The 19,645-nt window shown below is 60.0% G+C and carries 15 protein-coding genes; 2 read left to right on the forward strand and 13 right to left on the reverse strand.

The window, feature by feature from the left end:
- Positions 1 to 5: 5 nt before the first annotated feature.
- The 5 genes from AABE20_RS06810 to AABE20_RS06830 all read right to left on the reverse strand — a co-directional run bounded on the left by AABE20_RS06810 (position 6) and on the right by AABE20_RS06830 (position 6,044).
- Positions 6 to 1,295, reverse strand: a complete 1,290-nt coding sequence (locus AABE20_RS06810; protein WP_338332387.1) for an HAD family hydrolase — start codon at positions 1,293 to 1,295, stop codon at positions 6 to 8.
- Positions 1,296 to 1,463: 168 nt separating this feature from the next.
- Positions 1,464 to 2,795, reverse strand: a complete 1,332-nt coding sequence (gene gltX / locus AABE20_RS06815) for a glutamate--tRNA ligase (protein ID WP_338332388.1) — start codon at positions 2,793 to 2,795, stop codon at positions 1,464 to 1,466.
- 116 nt (positions 2,796 to 2,911) lie between these two features.
- Positions 2,912 to 3,352, reverse strand: coding sequence for a hypothetical protein (locus AABE20_RS06820; protein WP_338332389.1), 441 nt, complete (start codon positions 3,350 to 3,352; stop codon positions 2,912 to 2,914).
- Between the two features lie 9 nt (positions 3,353 to 3,361).
- Positions 3,362 to 4,555: a nicotinate phosphoribosyltransferase gene (locus AABE20_RS06825; protein ID WP_338332390.1), complete on the reverse strand. Its 1,194-nt coding sequence runs from the start codon at positions 4,553 to 4,555 to the stop codon at positions 3,362 to 3,364.
- Positions 4,556 to 4,664: 109 nt separating this feature from the next.
- The gene (locus tag AABE20_RS06830; RefSeq protein WP_338332391.1) at positions 4,665 to 6,044 is read right to left on the reverse strand and encodes a class II 3-deoxy-7-phosphoheptulonate synthase; all 1,380 of its coding nucleotides are present in this window, start codon (positions 6,042 to 6,044) and stop codon (positions 4,665 to 4,667) included.
- Positions 6,045 to 6,352: 308 nt separating this feature from the next.
- Between AABE20_RS06830 and AABE20_RS06835 the strand changes: the two genes are divergently transcribed.
- Positions 6,353 to 6,757, forward strand: coding sequence for a hypothetical protein (locus tag AABE20_RS06835; protein ID WP_338332392.1), 405 nt, complete (start codon positions 6,353 to 6,355; stop codon positions 6,755 to 6,757).
- Here the strand turns inward: AABE20_RS06835 and AABE20_RS06840 are convergent.
- A complete protein-coding gene (locus AABE20_RS06840; protein WP_338332393.1) occupies positions 6,754 to 7,362 on the reverse strand; it encodes an IMPACT family protein in 609 nt (202 codons plus the stop codon). The two genes, AABE20_RS06835 and AABE20_RS06840, sit on opposite strands and share 4 nt — an antisense overlap.
- Before the next feature lie 202 nt (positions 7,363 to 7,564).
- Here AABE20_RS06840 and AABE20_RS06845 point away from each other — a divergent pair, with 202 nt between their 5' ends.
- Positions 7,565 to 7,957 carry a hypothetical protein gene (locus AABE20_RS06845; protein WP_338332394.1) on the forward strand — a complete coding sequence of 131 codons (393 nt, stop codon included), beginning with the start codon at positions 7,565 to 7,567 and terminating at the stop codon, positions 7,955 to 7,957.
- A 118-nt stretch (positions 7,958 to 8,075) separates the two neighbouring features.
- Here AABE20_RS06845 and AABE20_RS06850 read toward each other — a convergent pair whose 3' ends face one another.
- The 7 genes from AABE20_RS06850 to ftsZ all read right to left on the reverse strand — a co-directional run bounded on the left by AABE20_RS06850 (position 8,076) and on the right by ftsZ (position 19,615).
- On the reverse strand, positions 8,076 to 8,903 hold the full coding sequence (locus AABE20_RS06850) for a pyruvate, water dikinase regulatory protein (protein WP_338332395.1): 828 nt from the start codon (positions 8,901 to 8,903) through the stop codon (positions 8,076 to 8,078).
- 48 nt (positions 8,904 to 8,951) lie between these two features.
- The gene (gene ppdK, locus AABE20_RS06855) at positions 8,952 to 11,627 is read right to left on the reverse strand and encodes a pyruvate, phosphate dikinase (protein ID WP_338332611.1); all 2,676 of its coding nucleotides are present in this window, start codon (positions 11,625 to 11,627) and stop codon (positions 8,952 to 8,954) included.
- Between the two features lie 223 nt (positions 11,628 to 11,850).
- Positions 11,851 to 13,908 carry an NAD-dependent DNA ligase LigA gene (gene ligA, locus AABE20_RS06860; protein WP_338332612.1) on the reverse strand — a complete coding sequence of 686 codons (2,058 nt, stop codon included), beginning with the start codon at positions 13,906 to 13,908 and terminating at the stop codon, positions 11,851 to 11,853.
- 29 nt (positions 13,909 to 13,937) lie between these two features.
- Positions 13,938 to 15,659 carry a DNA repair protein RecN gene (gene recN / locus AABE20_RS06865; RefSeq protein WP_338332396.1) on the reverse strand — a complete coding sequence of 574 codons (1,722 nt, stop codon included), beginning with the start codon at positions 15,657 to 15,659 and terminating at the stop codon, positions 13,938 to 13,940.
- 178 nt (positions 15,660 to 15,837) lie between these two features.
- Entirely contained in the window at positions 15,838 to 16,893 is a 1,056-nt protein-coding gene (locus AABE20_RS06870; RefSeq protein WP_338332397.1) for an outer membrane protein assembly factor BamD, read from the reverse strand.
- 97 nt (positions 16,894 to 16,990) lie between these two features.
- Positions 16,991 to 17,971, reverse strand: a complete 981-nt coding sequence (gene lpxC, locus AABE20_RS06875) for a UDP-3-O-acyl-N-acetylglucosamine deacetylase (protein WP_338332398.1) — start codon at positions 17,969 to 17,971, stop codon at positions 16,991 to 16,993.
- Between the two features lie 150 nt (positions 17,972 to 18,121).
- Complete coding sequence (gene ftsZ, locus AABE20_RS06880; protein WP_338332399.1) at positions 18,122 to 19,615, reverse strand: cell division protein FtsZ; 1,494 nt, start codon at positions 19,613 to 19,615, stop codon at positions 18,122 to 18,124.
- Between the last annotated feature and the right edge of the window lie 30 nt (positions 19,616 to 19,645).

Raw genomic sequence — 19,645 nt, forward strand, 5'->3', positions numbered from 1 at the left:
GCGGTTTACGTGGGCAGGGTGGGTGTGGTGCTGCCCAGCAGCAGGCTGGTGGCATGGGGCCGCCACTCGCCCGTGTTTTCGTCACGCCCTTGCAGGTAAAGCCTGCGGGGGGTGTTGGGTGCGGCAGGCTTTGCGGCTTCGCGCAGGAAGGTTTCCATATCGGCGGACTGTTTGCGGTTGATCAGGCAGCACAGAGCCGTATCGGGGAAGGATTTGAGCAGGTCAGCAGAACTGCTTTCCCCCGCAAAAATCATGAGCGGGGGCTGTTTGCGCTTTTGTTCAAAATGGAGGCGGATCAACTCGGTTTTTCCAGCACCGGCGGGGAACGGGTAGTGCGGGGCCTCGGTTGGTTCCATGACGCCTTTATGTTCCACCAGCCGTGCGCCAAACACGTGTTCGTGCCGCAGATTGTAGCCATACTCGGCCGAGGTGGCGAACAGGGCCACCAGATCCTCCAGTGCTGAGGAGCAAATAATGGGGTCTATGCCATGTTCTTGCAAAATCTGGAGCAGGTTGCCCATTTCGGGCGTAAGCCGCAGCATTTGGGTCATATCCGCCTGCACCGGCCCCGCCAGCCCGGGGCGGGATGAGGGGCAGACCCATTTTTGATTGCTAATGGCAGCCCCAAGGCACCATTCGTTAGCGGCACGGCTTAGGGCGATCACATCGGTCTGGGTCTGCCCCGCGACCAGCCGGATCATCCATTGCTGTGCGGCATCAGGGCCATGCAGGGCGGCTACCGCCTGATGGCAGAATGCCATACGCGCCCTGAACGCCAGCATGGCGGGGTTGTCCTGTAATTCCTCCCGCGCAATGGGGTGGGGCATATGCCCGTAGCGGGCCGCCAGGGCGCTGTAATCCTCTACAATATCGGTCACCAGATCGGGAAAAGTAACCGGCTGGCCAGCCATGTTTGTAAAAGGTGCAGGCAGCGGGTGGCTGGACGCGTGCACATGGATCAGCTTACGGAACTTTTGCGCAGACATAAGAAAGCAGAAGTGTTCCAGCATGAACACAAACAGCGTTTGCTGCACATCGCCCACAATGGCCGTGTTGTTCCAGTCCATAACCACATAGGGGGGGGCGTTGCCATTATAGGTGTCGGAATAATGGCCATGCGTATTGATGAGCGCCTGAATGGCCTCGCGCAGCGGAGGGTACCACTTCAGTTCCTCCAGTTCAGGAGGGGGGCGGTCCATCAGGTCAGGCAGGCTGGTCGCACGCCCGATTGCGGGAGTGGCTAAAAGTGCGGTCAGACCCAAACCAAATGTACGGCGGTGCAGAACAGGGCGCATACAAAATCCAGACTGACAAAAAATGCAGTGTTAACCCTATTGAAAGGCGAGAACACGCACGGTCAAGTCATGTTATGCGCACAACTGGCAAAAGGTGTTTCACAAACCCGCCACAAGGGATGCCCCTTGGCCCCGGCTGTAGCAACGGGACCAAGGGGCGCATGCGGGTCAGATGTGGGAAGGCTGCAAGCGGGCCAGTGCGCGTTTGCGGCCAATAAGGGGGAGCAGGTCACGCAGTTCTGGCCCGTGCTCTTCCCCCGTTAGCGCAACACGCAGCGGGTGGAACAGGGCTTTGCCACTCCGGCCGGTTTTGTCCTTAATGGCGGCGGTCCATGCTTTCCATGTTCCTTCATCCCACGGTTCAGCCGGGAGCAGGGCTGCGGCGTCTTTAAGGAACGCTTCGTCCTCCTCCTGCACGGGGGGGATAATATCCCCCTCCACCACGCTCAGCCACAGTTTGGCCTCGGACAGCAGGTCGATATTGCTGCGAATAGCCAGCCAGAAGGCTTCGGTCGCACCTTTGGGCAATTTTTCCGCAACGGCGGCAAAGGGGAGTTGGGCAAGGTAGCGGTGGTTCATGGCCAGAAGCTGGCGTGTGTCAAACCGTGCCGCCGAGCGCGAAATATGGGAGAGGTCGTAGCTCTGGGCGAGTGCGTCAAACGGCAGCAAGGCCGGGTCGTCCGAACTGCCAAGGCGCGCAAGGTAGGAGATCAGGGCTTCCCCCTCCACGCCATCCTGGCGCAGGGTACGCAGGGAACACGCATCAAAGCGTTTGGAGAGCTTGCCCCCGTTTTCGTCCAGCAGCAGGGGCAGGTGGGCAAAGCGGAAGTGGTCCGGGCGTGCGCCCAGTGCCTCGGCAATGTCAATCTGCACACCGGTGTTGGTAACGTGGTCTTCCCCACGGATAATGTGGCTGATCCCTGTTTCCAGATCATCCACAACCGAGGCTAGCGTGTACAGCACCGTGCCATCGGTGCGGACCAGCACCGGGTCGGAAACGGAAGGCAGTTTGACGTGGCACTCCCCCATAACAAGGTCGCGCCAGCGCACAATGCGGCCCGAGAGCTTGAAGCGCCAGTAAGGCACCTTGCCATTGGCTTCGGCCTGCGCGCGCTGCTGCTCGGTCATGCGCAGCATGGCGCGGTCGTACACCGGGGCGCGGCGCTGGCGGATCTGGGTTTCGCGCTTGGCAGCCAGTTCCTGCTCGCTTTCAAAGCAGGGGTACAGGTGGCCGGAGGCCTTGAGTTTTTCAATGGCGGCGGCGTAGCGGTCCAGCCGTTCGGTCTGGCGGAAGGTCTCGTCCCACGCAATGCCCATCCATTCCAGATCCTGCTGGATGGCGCCTACCAGTTCCTCGCGCGAGCGGGCGGTATCGGTATCGTCAATACGCAGTTGGAACCTGCCCTTGTTGCGGCGGGCAAACAGGGCGTTGGCAAGGGCCAGGCGGGCATTGCCCACATGGAGGAGGCCGGTCGGGCTGGGCGCAAAGCGGAGTTTCATAACAGAGGCTTATGCCGTGAATGGGCTGGAAAGACCAGCACGAAGGAAACAGAAAAAACAGGACAAGGCCGCCCGGACCGTACGCGGTGGTTGGCGCCCCGGCCTGCGGGTGGAGCTTAGTGCAGGTTGTGCAGACCGGGGTCGAACGGTTCTGTGTCGTCCTCTTCCGTTTCAGCATCATCGTCTTCAAGAATAATCTCTTCCCCATCCACCAGTCGGCGGGGGTCCAGCATGCGCCAGTCGCGCTCCATGGGGGTGGCGGGGGTGGCGGTAAAATCATCCAGCTCGTTGGCCGAGCGCCAGCCATCTTCCTCAGCATCGACCACCACTGCGTCTTCACCAAAGCTGGTCCATGTGTCCAGCACATCCTTGGCGGAGGCGCCGGGCATGCGGCAGCGTTCCACACTGTCGCGCACATAGGCGCGGGCAAAGGCGTTGGCGTGGGCCAGATCATGAAAAACGCCAACATCTTCCACAATATTGTCTTCGGCACCGCCGGACAGGTCCAGAATACGGACTTTCCAGCCTTGCTCCTGCGGGGGGGCTGTTTCGTTCATGGATTTTCCTTAGCTGTCTTTTTTGTTGCGGGCGGAAGCGAACAGAAATTCGCGCCCTATTTTAACCCGCTCAACACCGTTGTACGAAATAATATCCGCTGTTGCGTAGGTTTCGTTCCATATTTCGGGAATGAACGAGCCTGTGCCAACAACATCTATGGGGGCGTGGGCGTCGGCCATGCAGGCGCATTTGGTAACCCCAAACCCGGAGGAGGCAATAATGCGCACCTGTTCAAACCCCGCCTCGTCCAGTGCCTCACGCATTTTCCAGATCGAGGCGGCGGACACACCGGTGCCGATCAGGTAGCGCAGTTCCCGGTCCGAGCGGTAGCGGCGCAGGGCTTCGGGGGCGTGGCGGTTGACCACGGTATAGGATTCCTGCGGGTTCAGCCCTTCCATAAACCGCCCACCATGTGTGTCCAGCCTGACGGCAATGCGGCCAGCCTTGGCGAGGTCCTCAAAACGTTGGCACACGGCCAGCGCGTCCGTTATTTCCTGCCCAAAATAGTCCACCAGCACCACAAGGTCGGAATTGGGGAATGTTTCGTGGAACATTTCCGCAGCCCGCACGGTGGACCCCGCGTAGCCGATAAGGGCGTGGGGCATGGTGCCTGCCCCGTGCGTTGTGCCAAAAAAGGCGGATACGGCATCATTGGCGGTGCCAACAAAGCCCACAGCCCCGTCTTTTTGGGCGGCCCGTCCACCAATGGAGGCGGCATAGGCCATGAGTTCCTGCATTTCGTACCCCGCGCAATGCCGGGCATCCATGGCCAGAAAGCGGGCCTGCGGCAGGGAGAGCGCCATCTGGTAGGCACGCAGGGCCGCAACGCAGGAACTGCCCAGCTTCTGGAGCAGAAGTGTTTCCAGATCAGCCAGATGCAGGAACGAGCCGGTAATATACACCAGTGGCTCGCCCGCCCCCACCCATTCGCCTTCTGGGTGGAGCAGGTCGACCGAGTAATCACTATTGCGCTCGGCCATAACGTTTTTCAGCCATTCCAACATAATGCCGGGGGCGGAAATAACAGGGCAGCGCAGGAAAAAGGCGTAAGTGACCTCGCAATCCCCAAAGTGGCCTACTATCTGGCGGGTCCGGTTGAAGTAGGAGTCCGTGCGAGCACGGATTTCGGCATCCGTCAGGGCGGTAGCCGCCTGTGCGGAGGAAACGCCGGGGGCTACGACACCAGTAGGGGATTGCGTCATTGCTGAAATGCTCTTTTCTGCCAAATACACTGCACAGATGATGGGTGTGATGGAGGGCGGCGTAAAGGCCACCCCCCGCTTCTGTGATCAGGCAAAGAGAGGTGCTGCCTTAGTTGCGGCCGGTCAGCTCCTCCGCGATCAGGAATGCAAGTTCAAGCGACTGTTCGGCATTCAGGCGCGGATCGCAGAAAGTTTCGTACCGTGCGCCAAGGTCGGCTTCGGTCAGGCGCTGGGCGCCGCCCACGCATTCGGTCACGTTCTGGCCGGTCATTTCCAGGTGAACACCACCAGCGGGTACGCCTTCTGCCGCGCATACGGCAAAAAAGCCCTTCACTTCCTTCATCACCGCATCGAACGAGCGGGTTTTGACCTTGCTGCCGGTGGAAATGGTGTTGCCGTGCATGGGGTCACTGATCCATGTGACCGGCTGCCCCGTTTCCTTGACCGCACGCATGAGCGGGGGCAGGAACTGCTCGATCTTTTCCGCACCCATGCGTGAGATCAGGGTAATGCGCCCGGCCTCGTTGCGTGGGTTGAGGATGGCGGTCAGGCTTTTAATATCTTCCACGCTGGTGGTGGGGCCAACCTTGATGCCAATGGGGTTACGCACCCCACGCAGGAACTCCACATGCGCGCCATCGGGCTGGCGGGTGCGGTCCCCGATCCAGACAAAATGCGCCGAGCAGTCATACCATTCGCCCGATGTGGAATCGACGCGGGTCAGAGCCTGTTCGTAGGGCAGCAGCAGCGCCTCGTGCGAGGTATAGAATTCGGTTTCATCCACCTGTGCGGAGGAAGCGGCATCAATCCCGCAAGCCTGCATGAAGGCGAGGGTCTCGCCAATGCGTTCGGCCATGGTGCGGTAGCGGTTGGCCAGTGGGGAGCGCTCAACAAACCCAAGGTTCCAGCGGTGAACTTCATGCAGGTTGGCATACCCCCCGCGGGAGAAGGCGCGCAGCAGGTTCTGGATTCCGGTGGACTGGAAGTAGCCCGTTTCCATCCGCGCGGGGTCGGGAATACGCGCATCAGGCGTGAATTCCGGCCCGTTGATAATATCGCCGCGGTAGGAGGGCAGGCTTACGCCATCCACAGTTTCCGTGTCGGAGGAGCGGGGTTTGGCAAACTGCCCGGCCATGCGGCCAAGCTTGATAACCGGCACCTTGGCGCCAAAGGTCAGCACAACCGCCATTTGCAGCAGCACGCGGAACGTATCGCGCACGATGTCTGCCTTGAACTCGCCAAAGCTTTCCGCACACGGGCCACCTTGCAGCACAAAGGCTTTGCCCTGTGCGGCCTGCGCCAGATGGTTGCGCAGGCGGCGCACTTCGCCCGCAAAAACCAGCGGCGGATAGGCGCTCAGCCGGTCTTCTACGGTTTTCAGTGCGGTGGCGTCCGGGTAGGTGGGAATCTGCTTGGCAGGAAACGAACGCCAGCTATCCGGCATCCAGGTCTCAGACGTCGGGTTGGGCTGGGTGAGCGTGGCACTCATAACGCGTTCCTGTTCGGTTGGGCTGATTACACACAGATGGTAAGCAGTATGGTAAAAACAATCTCTCTTGGGCATGAATTTGCCAAAGGCGGGTGCCTTTATGTCCAATATACACGGATTACGCAAATAGCGTTTGCTGGCCCAAGCCATGTTCTGGCCAATGGTGTGGCATCTGCTTCACTCTTGGCCAGAGAATTTGGTTTTTTGCACTTTTGGTGTGATAAGGGTTGCCAGTACGGAACCCGCGCGGCCATGGGTTTGTGGCCCGGGTGGGGTGTTTTTTCTTTTTTCTTGCGGGGTAACGCGCAATGGCGCAGCTGCGTAGACCGTTTGTAAACGTAATGTCCGGCCTTCTCATGGGTGCAAGCCTTGTGGGGGCGGTAAGTGTTGCCCACGCGGACCCCCTGATGACCCCCGATGGCGATGTTTCCTTCTCCGAAGGGAGCGGCAACATAGATACGGGGGCTGGTGCGGCCAAATCGACCGAATCAAAAACCGTGCATGGGCACCGTAGCCTGCCCCCCGGTTATCAGGATGCTCCCTCCATGGAGTTCCAGCATGGGGATGACCCGGACCATTTGGCCAAGGTACACAGGGATTCGGTTACGGGTTCTGACCTGTCGCGCTATGGTTCGGCTTACCAGAGTTCTGGTCCGTTCGGTTCCGGGCAGGTGGGGGATTCCACAGGCAACGGGTGGGTTACCCCCCGCTAAGCTGCTGGTTCGTCCTCTATAAGGCGGATATCGGCCTGACCGCTGGTCAGGTCGGTCAGCTTTGCGCACACGTCGTGTTGCAGGGCTACGGGGAGCAAAAGCTGGAACCACGCACCGTTTTGATCAAAAACGGGTGGTTCGGCCTCAACGCCCCATTCAGGCAGGCGGGCCTGAATAATCCCGAGTAATGAAAATGGGCAGTGGAATCCAAGCCTGACCCGCTCGATCAGCTCTTCCTTTGGAGCTTCACGCAGGCATTCGGCAGCGGTTCCCGCATAAGCGCGGACCAGACCGCCCGCTCCAAGCTTGATCCCTCCAAACCAGCGTGACACCACAATGGCCACCCGGTCCAGCTTTAGGGCCACAACCACCTGCAAAATGGGGCGACCTGCCGTGCCGGAGGGTTCCCCCGCATCATGGCAGCGGCAATGGGGGCCAAATTGCCACGCCCAGCAATGGTGGGTGGCATCAGGCTCGGCTGCGGCAATGCTGGCAATAAAGGCATCGGCTTCGGCAATGCTGGCAATGGGAGTGGCGCGCGCAAGGAAGCGGCTTTTTTTAATATCCCGTTCCAGCAAAAAAGGACCGACCAGCGTTTGTGTCATGCGGTATTCTTATCCCTTCCGCGCGGGTTCGGGCAAGTCAGGGTGCGGGGGTTGGTTTTGTGGCGGATAGCCCATGCCAAAACTGGGGGCTGACAGTTTTTTGTAACAGGAGTAACGCGGTAACAGGTGTTAACCTGTGATACGGTAGCCCATAACTGGCAAGCCTTGCCATCAGAGGTCTGGATAGAGGAGGAGCACCGACATGATGCCGGTCTTCCGTAAAAAATGGAAAGTCATGTTCGGTCTGTGTGCGGTTGCACTGCCCCTGGTGGCCGGTGTTCCTGCATATGCCGATGGCGACCCGCTGAATGGTGGGGATGATGATGATTCGGACGCCCACCGTGCGTCCAGCATGCATAATCTGGCGGGTAAGCTGCCTTTGCCGCGTGCACGCAAGGACTTCAGCAAATACCACTTTACCCCACCGGGGGACAGAATAGTGGAGCAGCCGGATACAAACCGTCTGCTGTTCTGGACCAAGGATGGCCAACCAGATGGATACGCCCAACGCCGTGGCAGCAGCGTGATTTATTATAACGCACAGGGGCAGGCCATCAGGGTGCAAAGGCTGACAGCGCAGGAAATGGCCGACTAGGCCAGACGCGGACACACTTTGAAAAAACATGGCTCTGGTTTGTTAAAGCCAGAGCCAGAAGGCCGGGGCCTAAGGGGGTTTTGGCATCTCCCCTATGTTCTTGGAGGGGCCAAGGCACTCAGGCGGTTGTGGCAATCAGTTCCAGTATGGAGGCTGATGATTCCTCGATGGAGCGGCGTGTTACATCAATGACCGGCCAGTTATGGCGGCGGCATAAGCGCCTTGCCCAGTGCAGTTCTTCCTGCACTTTTTCCAGATCAATATAGGCGTAATCCGTTATGGCTTCCGGGCGTGACTTGCCCGGTATCATCTGGTTCAGGCGGTTGCGGCGGATTTCAATCAGGCGTTCGGGGTCTATGGTCAGGCCAATAACCGGCTTGGTGGTGGTAAACAGGGCCTCGGGTGGTTCTATGCCCATAACCAGCGGCACGTTGGCAGCCTTTATGCCCCTGTTGGCCAGATAGAAGCAGGTCGGTGTTTTGGACACGCGGGACACACCAACCAGAATAACATCCGCTTTGTTCAGGCCGCGCGTTTCCTGCCCATCATCATGGGCCAGCACGTAATGCATGGCCTCAATCCGCTGGTAGTAGTTTTCGTCCATAATGTACTGGCCGCCGGGGTGGCGGGTCGCTTCTTCCCCCGTTTCCTCGGCCAGAAAGTGCAGGGCGTTGTCCAGCACGTCCAGCAGTCTGATCTGAAGGCTTGCACAGCCTGCTTCCATATCGGCCTGAAGGATCGGGTCCGTCAGGGTGGACATGACCGGGCCACGGTTGTTGGCAATATGCCGCAAAACCCGCCGGAGCTGGATTTGGGTACGGATCAGGTTCCAGTGCCGTAGCCGGACTTCCGTATTAGGGAACTGCGCGATGCAGGCCCGCGCCACGGAATCGAGCGTCTGTCCCGTCGCCTCGGATACGAGGTGGAGAGTAAGAATTTTTTGCATGATATCAGATTGAAAAATGGCCGCCCGGTTGGGGCGGCCATTCTTTCCTTAGGCTTTAACAGCCTTGTTATTGCGTGTGGCAAGGGCTGCCTGTGCTGCGGCCAGTCGGGCCACGGGCACACGGAAGGGAGAGCAGGAGACGTAATCCAGCCCGACTTCCTCAAAGAACGCGATGGAGAGCGGGTCGCCGCCGTGTTCGCCGCAAATGCCAAGCTTGAGGTCAGGCTTGGAGGCCCGGCCTTTTTCCACGCCCATGCGCACCAGCGCGCCCACGCCTTCGCGGTCGATGGAGACAAAGGGGTCCTGCGGCAGCAGGCCTTTTTCCACATATTCAGGCAGGAACGAGCCAGCATCATCACGCGACAGGCCAAGAGCTGTCTGGGTCAGATCGTTGGTGCCGAAGGAGAAGAAGTCAGCACTCTGGGCGATCTGGTCAGCAGTCAGGGCTGCACGGGGCAGTTCGATCATGGTGCCAATTTTGTAGGACAACTGCGCCCCACGTTCGCTCAGCACATTGGCAATCACGCCTTCGCAGGACTTACGGACCAGATCCAGCTCGGCTTTGGTGCCAATCAGCGGGATCATAATTTCCGGGTCCACGGCCTTACCGGTTTCCTTTGCAATGTCCAGTGCGGCCTCAGCAATGGCGCGCACCTGCATGGCGTAGATTTCGGGGTAGGTAATGCCAAGGCGGCAGCCACGGTGGCCCAGCATGGGGTTGGATTCGGAAAGGGCCGAGCGGCGTGCGCGCAGGCTTTCCACATCCTTACCCAGTGCTTTGGCAACATCGGCCAGTTCAGCCTCACCATGCGGCAGGAACTCATGCAGCGGCGGGTCGAGCAGACGGATGGTCACCGGCAGGCCCGCCATAATGCGGAACAGTTCCGTAAAGTCGCTCCGCTGGAATGGCAGCAGGGCTTCAATGGCGCGGGCGCGTGTTGCCGCATCATCGGCCATAATCATCTGGCGTACGTGGCCAATGCGGTCGGGGCCGAAGAACATATGTTCGGTCCGGCACAGACCAATACCTTCCGCACCAAAGCGGCGTGCGGTTTCCGCATCCTCGGGGGTTTCGGCGTTGGCGCGCACACCAAGGCGGCGCACACCGTCTGCCCAGCCCATAAGGGTTGCAAAATCGCCCGAAAGGGTGGGCGGAATGGTGGGAACGCGGCCTTTGTAAACAGCCCCCGTGCCGCCATCGAGCGTGATCCAGTCACCCGCTTTGAGCGTATGGCCGTCCACGGTCATGGTCTGGGCTTTGTAGTCCACCGCAATGCTGCCTGCACCGGCCACGCAAACACGGCCCATGCCACGGGCCACAACGGCTGCGTGGGAGGTCATGCCGCCGCGTGTGGTCAGGACGCCACGGGCCGCATGCATGCCGTGCACATCTTCGGGCGAGGTTTCAATACGCACCAGAATAACATCCTCACCCTTGGCGGCGCGGTCTTCCACATCCTCGGCGGAGAAGGCGATAATACCGGTTGCGGCACCGGGGGATGCGGGCAGGCCACGGGTCAGCAACTGGCGTTCGGCTTTGGGGTCCAGCACCGGGTGGAGCAACTGGTCAAGGGATGCGGGAGGAACGCGGGTGACCGCTTCTTCCTGTGTGATCAGACCTTCCTTGGCCATATCAATGGCTACGCGCAGGGCAGCGGCTGCTGTGCGTTTGCCCGAGCGGGTCTGGAGCAGGTAGAGCTTGTTGGCCTGAACCGTAAATTCGATATCCTGCATATCGCGGTAGTGGCGTTCAAGCAGATCACGGACCTTGAGCAACTCGCCATAGGCGTTGGGCAGCGCTTTTTCCATCGAGGTCTGACCCTCGACCGAGCGGCTTTCCGCCATGGGCTGCGGGGTGCGGATACCCGCAACAACGTCCTCGCCCTGCGCGTTAATCAGGTATTCGCCGTAAAAAATGTTCTCGCCCGTGGACGGGTCGCGCGTAAAGCACACGCCGGTTGCACAGTCATCGCCCATGTTGCCGAACACCATGGACTGCACGTTTACAGCCGTGCCCCAGCTTGCGGGAATGTCATGCAGCTTGCGGTAGGTGTTGGCGCGCGGGTTCATCCATGAGCCAAAAACAGCCCCGATGGCGCCCCAGAGCTGGTCCTTGGGATTTTCGGGGAAGGGGGTTCCCGTTTCGGACAGCACGATCTGCTTGTAGCTTTTAACAACCTCCTGCCATTCTTCGGCGGTCAGGGCGGTGTCATCCAGCTTGCTGGCGGCACGTTTGGCCTGTTCAAGCAGGTCTTCAAATTCGTGGTGCGGCACGCCAAGCACAACGGAGCCGTACATCTGAATGAAGCGGCGGTAGCTGTCCCATGCAAAGCGGGCATCGCCCGAGGAGCGGACAAGGCCTTCAACTGTCGTGTCGTTCAGACCGAGGTTGAGCACTGTGTCCATCATGCCGGGCATGGAAACGCGCGCACCAGAGCGGACAGAGACCAGAAGCGGGTTTTCGGCGTCGCCAAAGCGCAGGCCCATGGCCTTTTCCACCAGACCCATTGCGGCTTCAAGCTGGGCTTCCAGTTCAGCCGGGTACTTCCGTCCGTTATCGTAAAAGGCGGTGCAGACTTCAGTGGTAATGGTAAATCCGGGGGGCACGGGCAGGCCAATATTGGCCATTTCCGCCAGATTGGCGCCCTTGCCGCCGAGGAGATTGCGCATTCCGGCGTTGCCTTCGCTTTGGCCTGCGCCGAAACTGTAGATCCACTTGGTCATTTTGCCGTTCACTTCATTCTTTTGTGCCAGATGAGCTGAAGTTCCGACCGAGGGGATGGGAACAGGGGATACCGGAACAGCAGCCGGACTGGGCACGGAATTTTTATTTTTGGTTTGGACGACGAACTCCACCCCTTCGTTGCCCGGCAGCATGGCGCAGATTTGGCCGCTGGGCAATCTCTCTTTTACAGGTCAATGGTAAAAAACTGCGGGTGTGGTGCTTCTATCCGTTTGTTGCGCAAAAGGCGTTCCATTCTGCTTCATCCATGGTCTGGATGTTCAGTTCGGCTGCTTTTTTGGCCTTGGACCCGGCTTTTTCCCCCAGCACTACCAGATCAGTCTTTTTGGACACGGAGTCGGATACCTTGCCCCCCATGCGTTCGGCCGTGGCCTTGGCCTCTGGCCGGGTCATGGTCAGCAATGTGCCGGTAAAGACAATGGTCTTGCCCGCAAGCAGGCCACCACTGGGGGCGGCCTCTTCCGTAATGTGCAACTCGGCGCTGAGTTCGGCCAGTGTGCTCTGGTTGTGGGGTTCGGCCACAAAGGCCACCACATCGGTTGCAATGGCGTTGCCTATGCCGGTAATGGAGCCAAGCTCCAGCCGGGCATCGGAGCCAATAAGGGTGGCGGCCTCCATCTGGCGTAGCCAGTTGGTGTAGGTGCCATAGTGGCGGGCCAGCAGGCGGGCGTTGCTCTCCCCAATCCGGCGGATACCCAGCGCGTAGATAAAGCGCGAGAGCGAGATTGTGCGCCGTTCCTCTATGGCCTGAAGCAGATTGCGCACGGACTGCTCGCCCCAGCCATCGCGCTGTTCCAGTGCTGGGGCATGGGTTTTAAGCCGAAAAATATCGGTTGGGGTGCGGATCAGCCCGGCGTCATAAAACTCGCGGATACTGCGGTCCCCAAGTCCCTCAATGTCAAATGCAAGGCGGGAGACAAAGTGGATCAGCCGTTCCACGGCTTGGGCGGGGCAGGTCAGCCCGCCGGTGCAACGGCGCACGACCTCGCCTTCGGGGCGGACAGCCAGCGCCCCACAGACCGGACAATGATCGGGGAAGTGGAACGCCGCCTTGCGCTCAGCCCCCGCCGCCGATGGCGCAACCCCAAGAACCTGCGGAATAACATCCCCCGCACGCTGGACGAACACCAGATCCCCCTCGCGTACATCCTTGCGGTTGATCTCGTCCTCATTATGCAAGGTGGCGCGGGTTACAAGCACGCCGCCAACATTAACGGGTTCCAGATGGGCAACCGGGGTAAGCGCGCCTGTGCGGCCGACCTGAATTTCAATACCGTTCAGGCGCGTTATGGCCTGCTCGGCGGGGAACTTCCACGCTGTGGCCCAGCGCGGGGCGCGGCCAGCAAAGCCCAGGCGTTCTTGCAAACTCAGGTCGTCTATTTTGTAGACAACACCATCAATATCATAAGCAAGCCCTGCGCGTGCGCGGCTGATTTCCTCAAAAAAGGCTTCGGCCTGAGCCGCGCCTTCAATCTGGCGCGAGAGCGGGTTGACCACAAACCCCCATGCCCTGAGCTGCTCCAGATAAGCCCAGTGGCTACGGGTTGCCTTGTCCGAGCAGTACCCCTGCGCATAGGCAAAAAGCGAGAGCGGGCGCTGGGCGGTAATGCTCGGGTCCAACTGCCGCAAGGAGCCAGCCGCAGCGTTGCGTGGGTTGGCAAACAGGCGTTTGCCTGCGTTCTCCTGTGCGGCATTGAGTGCGATAAAATCCGCTTTGGAGAGGAACACCTCGCCCCGGATTTCGATCAGGTCCGGGTAGGGGGCTGGCAGCGCCATGGGCAGGCCGCGCAGGGTGCGCAGGTTGGCGGTTACGTCCTCGCCCTCGGCGCCATCGCCACGGGTGGTCCCGCGTGTGAACACGCCGTGTTCGTAGGTCAGGCTGATGGAAAGACCATCAATCTTGGGTTCGCCAGTCAGGCGCAGGGTGGAGGCTTCGGTCTGCTCCAGCCCTAAAAAGCGGGATGCGCGGGTTATGAAGTTTTCAAACTCCTCGCGGTCGAACACATTGTCGAGCGAGAGCATGGGAACAAGGTGAATGTGCTTGCCAAAAGCGCTGTCGGGGGTGGCTCCTACCGTGTTGGCGGCACTGTTCTCGGGTTCCGCATCGGGGTAGTGCGCAACAAGTTCGTTGTAGCGCTTGCGCAGGCTATCGTAGTCCGCATCGCTTATTTCTGGGGCGTCATGCCCATGGTAGGCGGTGTTGTGGTAGGCAATCTGGTTGGCCAGTTCCGCCAGTTCCGCGCGGGCCTGCTGGATGTTCATCTGCACGAGCGGGGTGATGGGCTTGGTTGTCATTTTCGGGGGTCCAGCAGGCTGGCGGCGGCGGCGCGGGCCGCATCAGTAATTGTGTCTCCTGCCAGCATACGTGCGATTTCTTCCCTGCGTTCTGTTTCGGCCAGTGCTATGGCGTGGGTTGCTGTTTGCCCGTTGCGGGTCTGTTTGCCAATACGCAGGTGCGCATCCGCACTGGCGGCAACTTGTGGGCTGTGGGTCACAGCCAGCACCTGCACGGTCATGGCCAGACGGTGCAGGCGCTCGCCAATGGCGGCGGCTGTTGCCCCACCCACACCTGCATCAATTTCATCAAAAATAAGCGTGCCAATGCCCGATTGTCCGGCCAATACCAGCTTGAGGGCCAGCATCAGGCGTGACAGTTCCCCACCAGAGGCCACTTTGGCAATGGGGCCGGGCGGCTGGCCCGGGTTGGCTGCAATCAGGAATGTGACCTGCTCCATGCCGTGGCGGCTCCACTGCTCTGGGGGCAGGGTTTGCAATTCGGCCAGAAAACGGGCTTTTTCCAGTTTGATCGGTTTTAGCTCGGCGGTTACGGCCTGTTCCATTTTTTTGGCGGCAACAGTGCGGGCATGGGTCAGTTCCTGTGCTGCGGTCATGTAGGTCAGGCGGGCTTCTTCTGCTGCCTGCCGCAGACTTTCCAGTTCAGTTGCGCCATTATCCAGCGCATGCAGGCGGGCTGTGAGTTGGGCGAGCAGGGCGGCCAGCTCATCCACCAACACATTGTGTTTGCGGGCTACGGTGCGCAGTGCAAACAGCCGTTCCTCGGTTTCCTCCAGTTCGCGCGGGTTGGCTTCCGTATCCGCCATAAGGCGGGAGAGCAGGCTTTCGGCCTCGGCGAGTGCGTTTTCCGCATTTTCCAGCGCACTCAGGGCTTGGGTTGTGCGGTTGGTCAGGGCATCGGTCTCGGGAATTGCCTTGTCCGAGGCGGAGGACGGAACCAGACGTAAAAGCGCACGGCTGGCGGCACGCAGGGCCGCTGCTGGCCCGGTGGAGCGGCGGTCGCGCGGGGTTAGTTCGGACAGGGCGGCTGCAACGGCCTCGCCCCGGCGTTCGGCCTGCTGGAGCGCGTGGCGTTGCTGTGCCAGTTGGCTTTCCTCCCCCGGTTGAGGGGCCAGTGTGGAGAGTTCGTCCACTGTATGGCGCAGCCATTCTTCCTCGCGCGCGGCCTCTTCTAGGGCGTGTTGGGCGGCGGCAAGGCTCTGGCGGAGTTCCTGCCAATGGGTAAAAGCCTGTGCCACTTTTTTGAGAAGGCTCGGTTTGATTCCGTAGGCATCAAGCAGGCCACGATGGGTGGAGGCATCCGCCAGCCCCATTTGCTCATGCTGGCCCTGAATTTCGATCAGGGATGAAGCAATCCTGCGCAGGAGGGTCAGCCCCACAGGTTGATCGTTAATCCATGCGCGTGAACGTCCCTCGCGCGAGATAACGCGGCGCAGGACCAGTGGCTCGCCCTTGTCGGCGGGAATGCCCTGTTCTTCAAGCTGTGTGTAAACCGTGTGGCTTGGCGGTGTTTCAAAGCACGCGGTTACGCGGGCTTCCTCCGCGCCAGAGCGGACCAGACCCGCATTGGCGCGTTCACCCATGGCCAGACCCAGACTGTCCAGCAGAATGGATTTACCAGCCCCCGTTTCCCCCGTTAAGGCGGTAAAGCCGGGGTGGAGGGCAAGGTCAAGTGCTTCGATCAGCACAACGTCTCTGATGGAAAGATGTGTCAGCATGGCGACATCCGGCTTTTAGGTTCACACCTTAAATGACTGGAGTCTGCGGAACAGACCAAACAGTTGTGCCTGTTCCCGCCTGAGCCTGAACAGGCACACCCTGACTATGGGCGGGAAAGGCCTGTTCTGTATGTTCCTGTTGTGTTCTTAATTCAAGAGGGAAAGTGAGAAAGCTGTATTACTTTTTGGTGGCTGGCGCAGCAGGGGCAGCAGGAGTTGCAGGCACACTTGGCGCTGGGGGTGGCTGTGGTGCTGTGGCAGCGGGAGTTGCAGGCACACTTGGCGCTGGGGGTGGCTGTGGTGCTGTGGCAGCGGGCTGCATGGCCGCAGGTGCCGCCATACGCTCGTCCCGCGTATCGGATGCCTGAGATTTAACAACGTCCTGCTTGGCGGGCGTGGTAACAGCCGTGCCGGGCAGAGGAAGCTTGTTATCCAGCAGTTTGTAGCTTTTCAGCTTGTTGTATGCGTAGTGGTACCACTGGCTGCTGGGGTAGTTGTAACCCAGAACAATAGCGGATTTGCGGGCCTGATCGGTCAGTCCCAGATCAAGGTAGACTTCCACCATGCGTTCGAGTGCTTCTGGCACATGGTTGGTGGTCTGGAAGTCCTGCACAACGCGCTGGTAGCGGTTGATTGCACCTTCATAATTACGTTCGCGCTGGTAATAGCGGCCGACCAGCATTTCCTTGCCGGCCAGATGGTCGCGGCACAGGTCGATTTTAAGCTGGGCATCGCGGGCATATTTGCTCTGGGGGAAGCGGGTCACCACTTCTTCCAGCGCGTCCATGGCTTCCGCCGTGCCCTGCTGGTCACGCTGCACATCCGCAATCTGCTCATAAAAGCAGAGCGAACGCAGGTAATAGGCATAGGCGGAATCGGTGCTGGTGGGGTGCAGGCTGATAAAGCGGTTCAACTGCTGCACGGCTTCGGGGTATTTCCCTTTAAGGTAGTAGGAATACCCTTCCATCAACTGCGCATTGGGAATGTAGCCCGAATACGGGTAATTCTGCTGGAGTGTTTCAAACTCGGCGGCAGCCAGTTCGTAACGGCGGGTGCGCAGGGCATCAATACCGTTGTTATAGAGCGTTTCCGGGGGCGCGATTTTGGGAGCCAGCGGAGCTTTTTTGCTACCAGTCAACAGGCTGCATCCCGTCAGCCCGGTCAGCACAAGAGCTGAGAGCACGAACGGCAGACGACGACGGACTGACTGTGTTTTTATAGAAATATCAAACATACCGGCTCTTCAGATCGAGACAAAATCTTATAGCATGTCAGCGGGTCAAGAAAAGCACAGAAACGCTGATTATTGAAGGCTCAGTGCAAAAAGCTGGTCAGGCCGCAGCGGATGTGGATTGCAGGTTTGTCATATCCTGCCATGCCGTGCTTTGGGCAAACAGGGCATTGAGCGCCATGTTGTTCAATGTATGGCCAGAGCGATGGCCCCTAAAGCGGGCATTCAGCACACAACCTGCCAGATATAGGTCCCCCACGGCGTCCATAATCTTGTGGCGGATGAACTCGTCCGGGCAGCGCAGGCCTGCGGGGTTAAGGACCACGTCATTATCCACAACAATGGCGTTGTCCAACGACCCACCAAGGGCCAGCCCGGCCTGATGCAGGGCTTCAATTTCCTGCCGCATGGCAAAGGTGCGGTTGCGCGCAAGCTCGTTACGGAAGGATGTTGGCGTCAGGTCCAGAGCATAGCTCTGCATGCCAATAGCGCGGGCGGAAAAGTCGATACTCATGGACAGGTGCAGGTTTGGGCTGGTGTGGGGGAGCAGTTCCACCCAGGCATTCTGGTGTTCAACCCGAACAGGTTCCACCACCTGCACCACGCGGCGGGGCAGGTCCTGCGCTTTGCGCCCGGCGCAATCGAGCAGAAAAACAAAATCCGTGGCCGAACCGTCAAACACTGGTGTTTCTGGCCCATCGACCAGAACAAGCGCGTTATCAATGGCGCAGCCGCAAAAAGCGGCCATGAGGTGCTCAACCGTGGCCACACGGTTTTCAGGCCGTGTTTTTTCGCCCAGCACGGTGCTCAGGTGCGTTTCCACCACATAGTCATACCGGGCGGGCAGGGGGGCGGCATTGGGCAGGTCCGTGCGCTGGAAAACAATGCCATGCCCTGCGGGTGCGGGGGCAATGGTCATGTTAATGGAACGCCCCGTATGCAGGCCAATGCCCACCGCAGAAATGGCATGGTGCAGCGTATGTTGGGCCGGTGCGGCTTTAGGGCGTATCTGTCGCATGGTGATCGGGAGGGTCTCCACAGATTTGGAACATGGGGTCAACTCCCCAGACAGATTATCCATGATCCCGACCGCCCCATGTTCGTGTGGAAAATTACGTCACACTAACGCTAGGGCCTGTTTGGAGCAGATGCGAGTCAATGATTATTGCCGTCTGTTTCATCCCCCACCCTGTGGCTGGCCGCCCTAGGGTGGGGGGTGCCGTATTCAGGGTTAACGGCGCAAAAAGGTTGGAATTTCCAACCCGTTATCCCCTTCGCCGTGGCGCGTGCTGCCCTGTTCGGCCTGACTGATGGTGGGGTGAGACTGCGCAACAGGCTCCTGCCGTGTTTCGGGTGCTGCGGCGCGGCGGAATGCGCCGGTTACGCGGCCAAACAGGCTGCGGGCATTAGGGTCCTGCGCAGGGTAGGCCGAAGGACGCGGCGGCTCGCTGAACAGGTTGGCATGTTTGGAGGCCGCCGGTGCCGGAGCCGGAGCCGGTGCTGGCTGGCGTGGCTGTGCCGTAGCGGCTGCAACCTGACCGGGCACGGTGTGTGCAGGTGGTGCGGCATGGCCGGGTGCGGGCGCATAAGCCTGTGGCTGCGGTGCGGCTGCGGGCTGTTGCGCCACGGGGGGCTGCTGCACGTGCTGTGCCGCTGGTGCTGCCGTGGGCTGCGCGCTGGGGGCTGCGTAAGGCTGCTCCGGCTGTGCCTCGGTTTCCACCGCGGCCAGATGGGGGCGTTCTGCTCCGCCGGATGGAACGTCAATGCCGGTGGCTACAACGGACACACGCACACGCCCGCTCATTTTTTCTTCAATGACCGTGCCAAAGATCATGTTTGCGTCTTCGGGCACTTCGCGGCAAATGCGGTTGAACGCTTCTTCCGCTTCGAAGAAGGTCATGTCCTCGCCGCCGGTGACGTTGACCAGCAGGCCCTTGGCCGTGGCCATGCAGGTATCTTCGAGCAGCGGGTTGGAAATGGCGGCTTCCGCTGCCTCAACCGCGCGGTTGTCGCCCTCGGCCTCGCCCGTGCCCATCATTGCTTTGCCCATTTCGGCCATAACGCTGCGGATGTCGGCAAAGTCGAGGTTGACGTAGCCGCGTTCCATCATCAGGTCGGTTACGCCGCGCACACCCATGTTCAAAACTTCGTCAGCCAGCTTGTAGGCTTCACGCAGGGTGGTGCGTTCGTTGGCAATGCGGAAAAGATTCTGGTTGGGAATCACGATCAGCGTATCAACATACTGCTGAAGTTCCTGAATCCCTTCATCCGCCACGCGCGCCCGGCGCTTGCCTTCATAAGCAAAAGGTTTGCTGACTACGCCAATGGTCAGAATGTTCCGCTCGCGCGCCATGCGGGCAATAACAGGTGCCGCCCCCGTGCCCGTGCCGCCACCCATGCCGGTGGTGATGAAAACCATGTGCGCGCCGTCCAGATACCGGGCAATTTCGTCCGCGGCTTCTTCCGCTGCGGCGCGGCCGACCTCGGGTTTGGCGCCAGCGCCAAGGCCGTGGGTCAGGTGCGGGCCAAGCTGGATGCGGCTGTCGGCCAGACTTTTGGCCAGACTTTGCGCATCGGTGTTGGCAACAACAAACTCCACGCCTTCAAGGTTGGAGGCAATCATGTTGTCAACCGCGTTCGTCCCCCCGCCGCCAACGCCTATAACGGTGATCTTGGGCGAAAAATCAGCATGAGTCTGGGGTGGAACGGTTAGGTTGAGTGTCATGTGTCTCTCCCGGACTGCGGCGGGTTAACG

It is taken from the genome of Acetobacter zythi, assembly GCF_963921165.1.
Classification (GTDB): Bacteria; Pseudomonadota; Alphaproteobacteria; order Acetobacterales; family Acetobacteraceae; genus Acetobacter.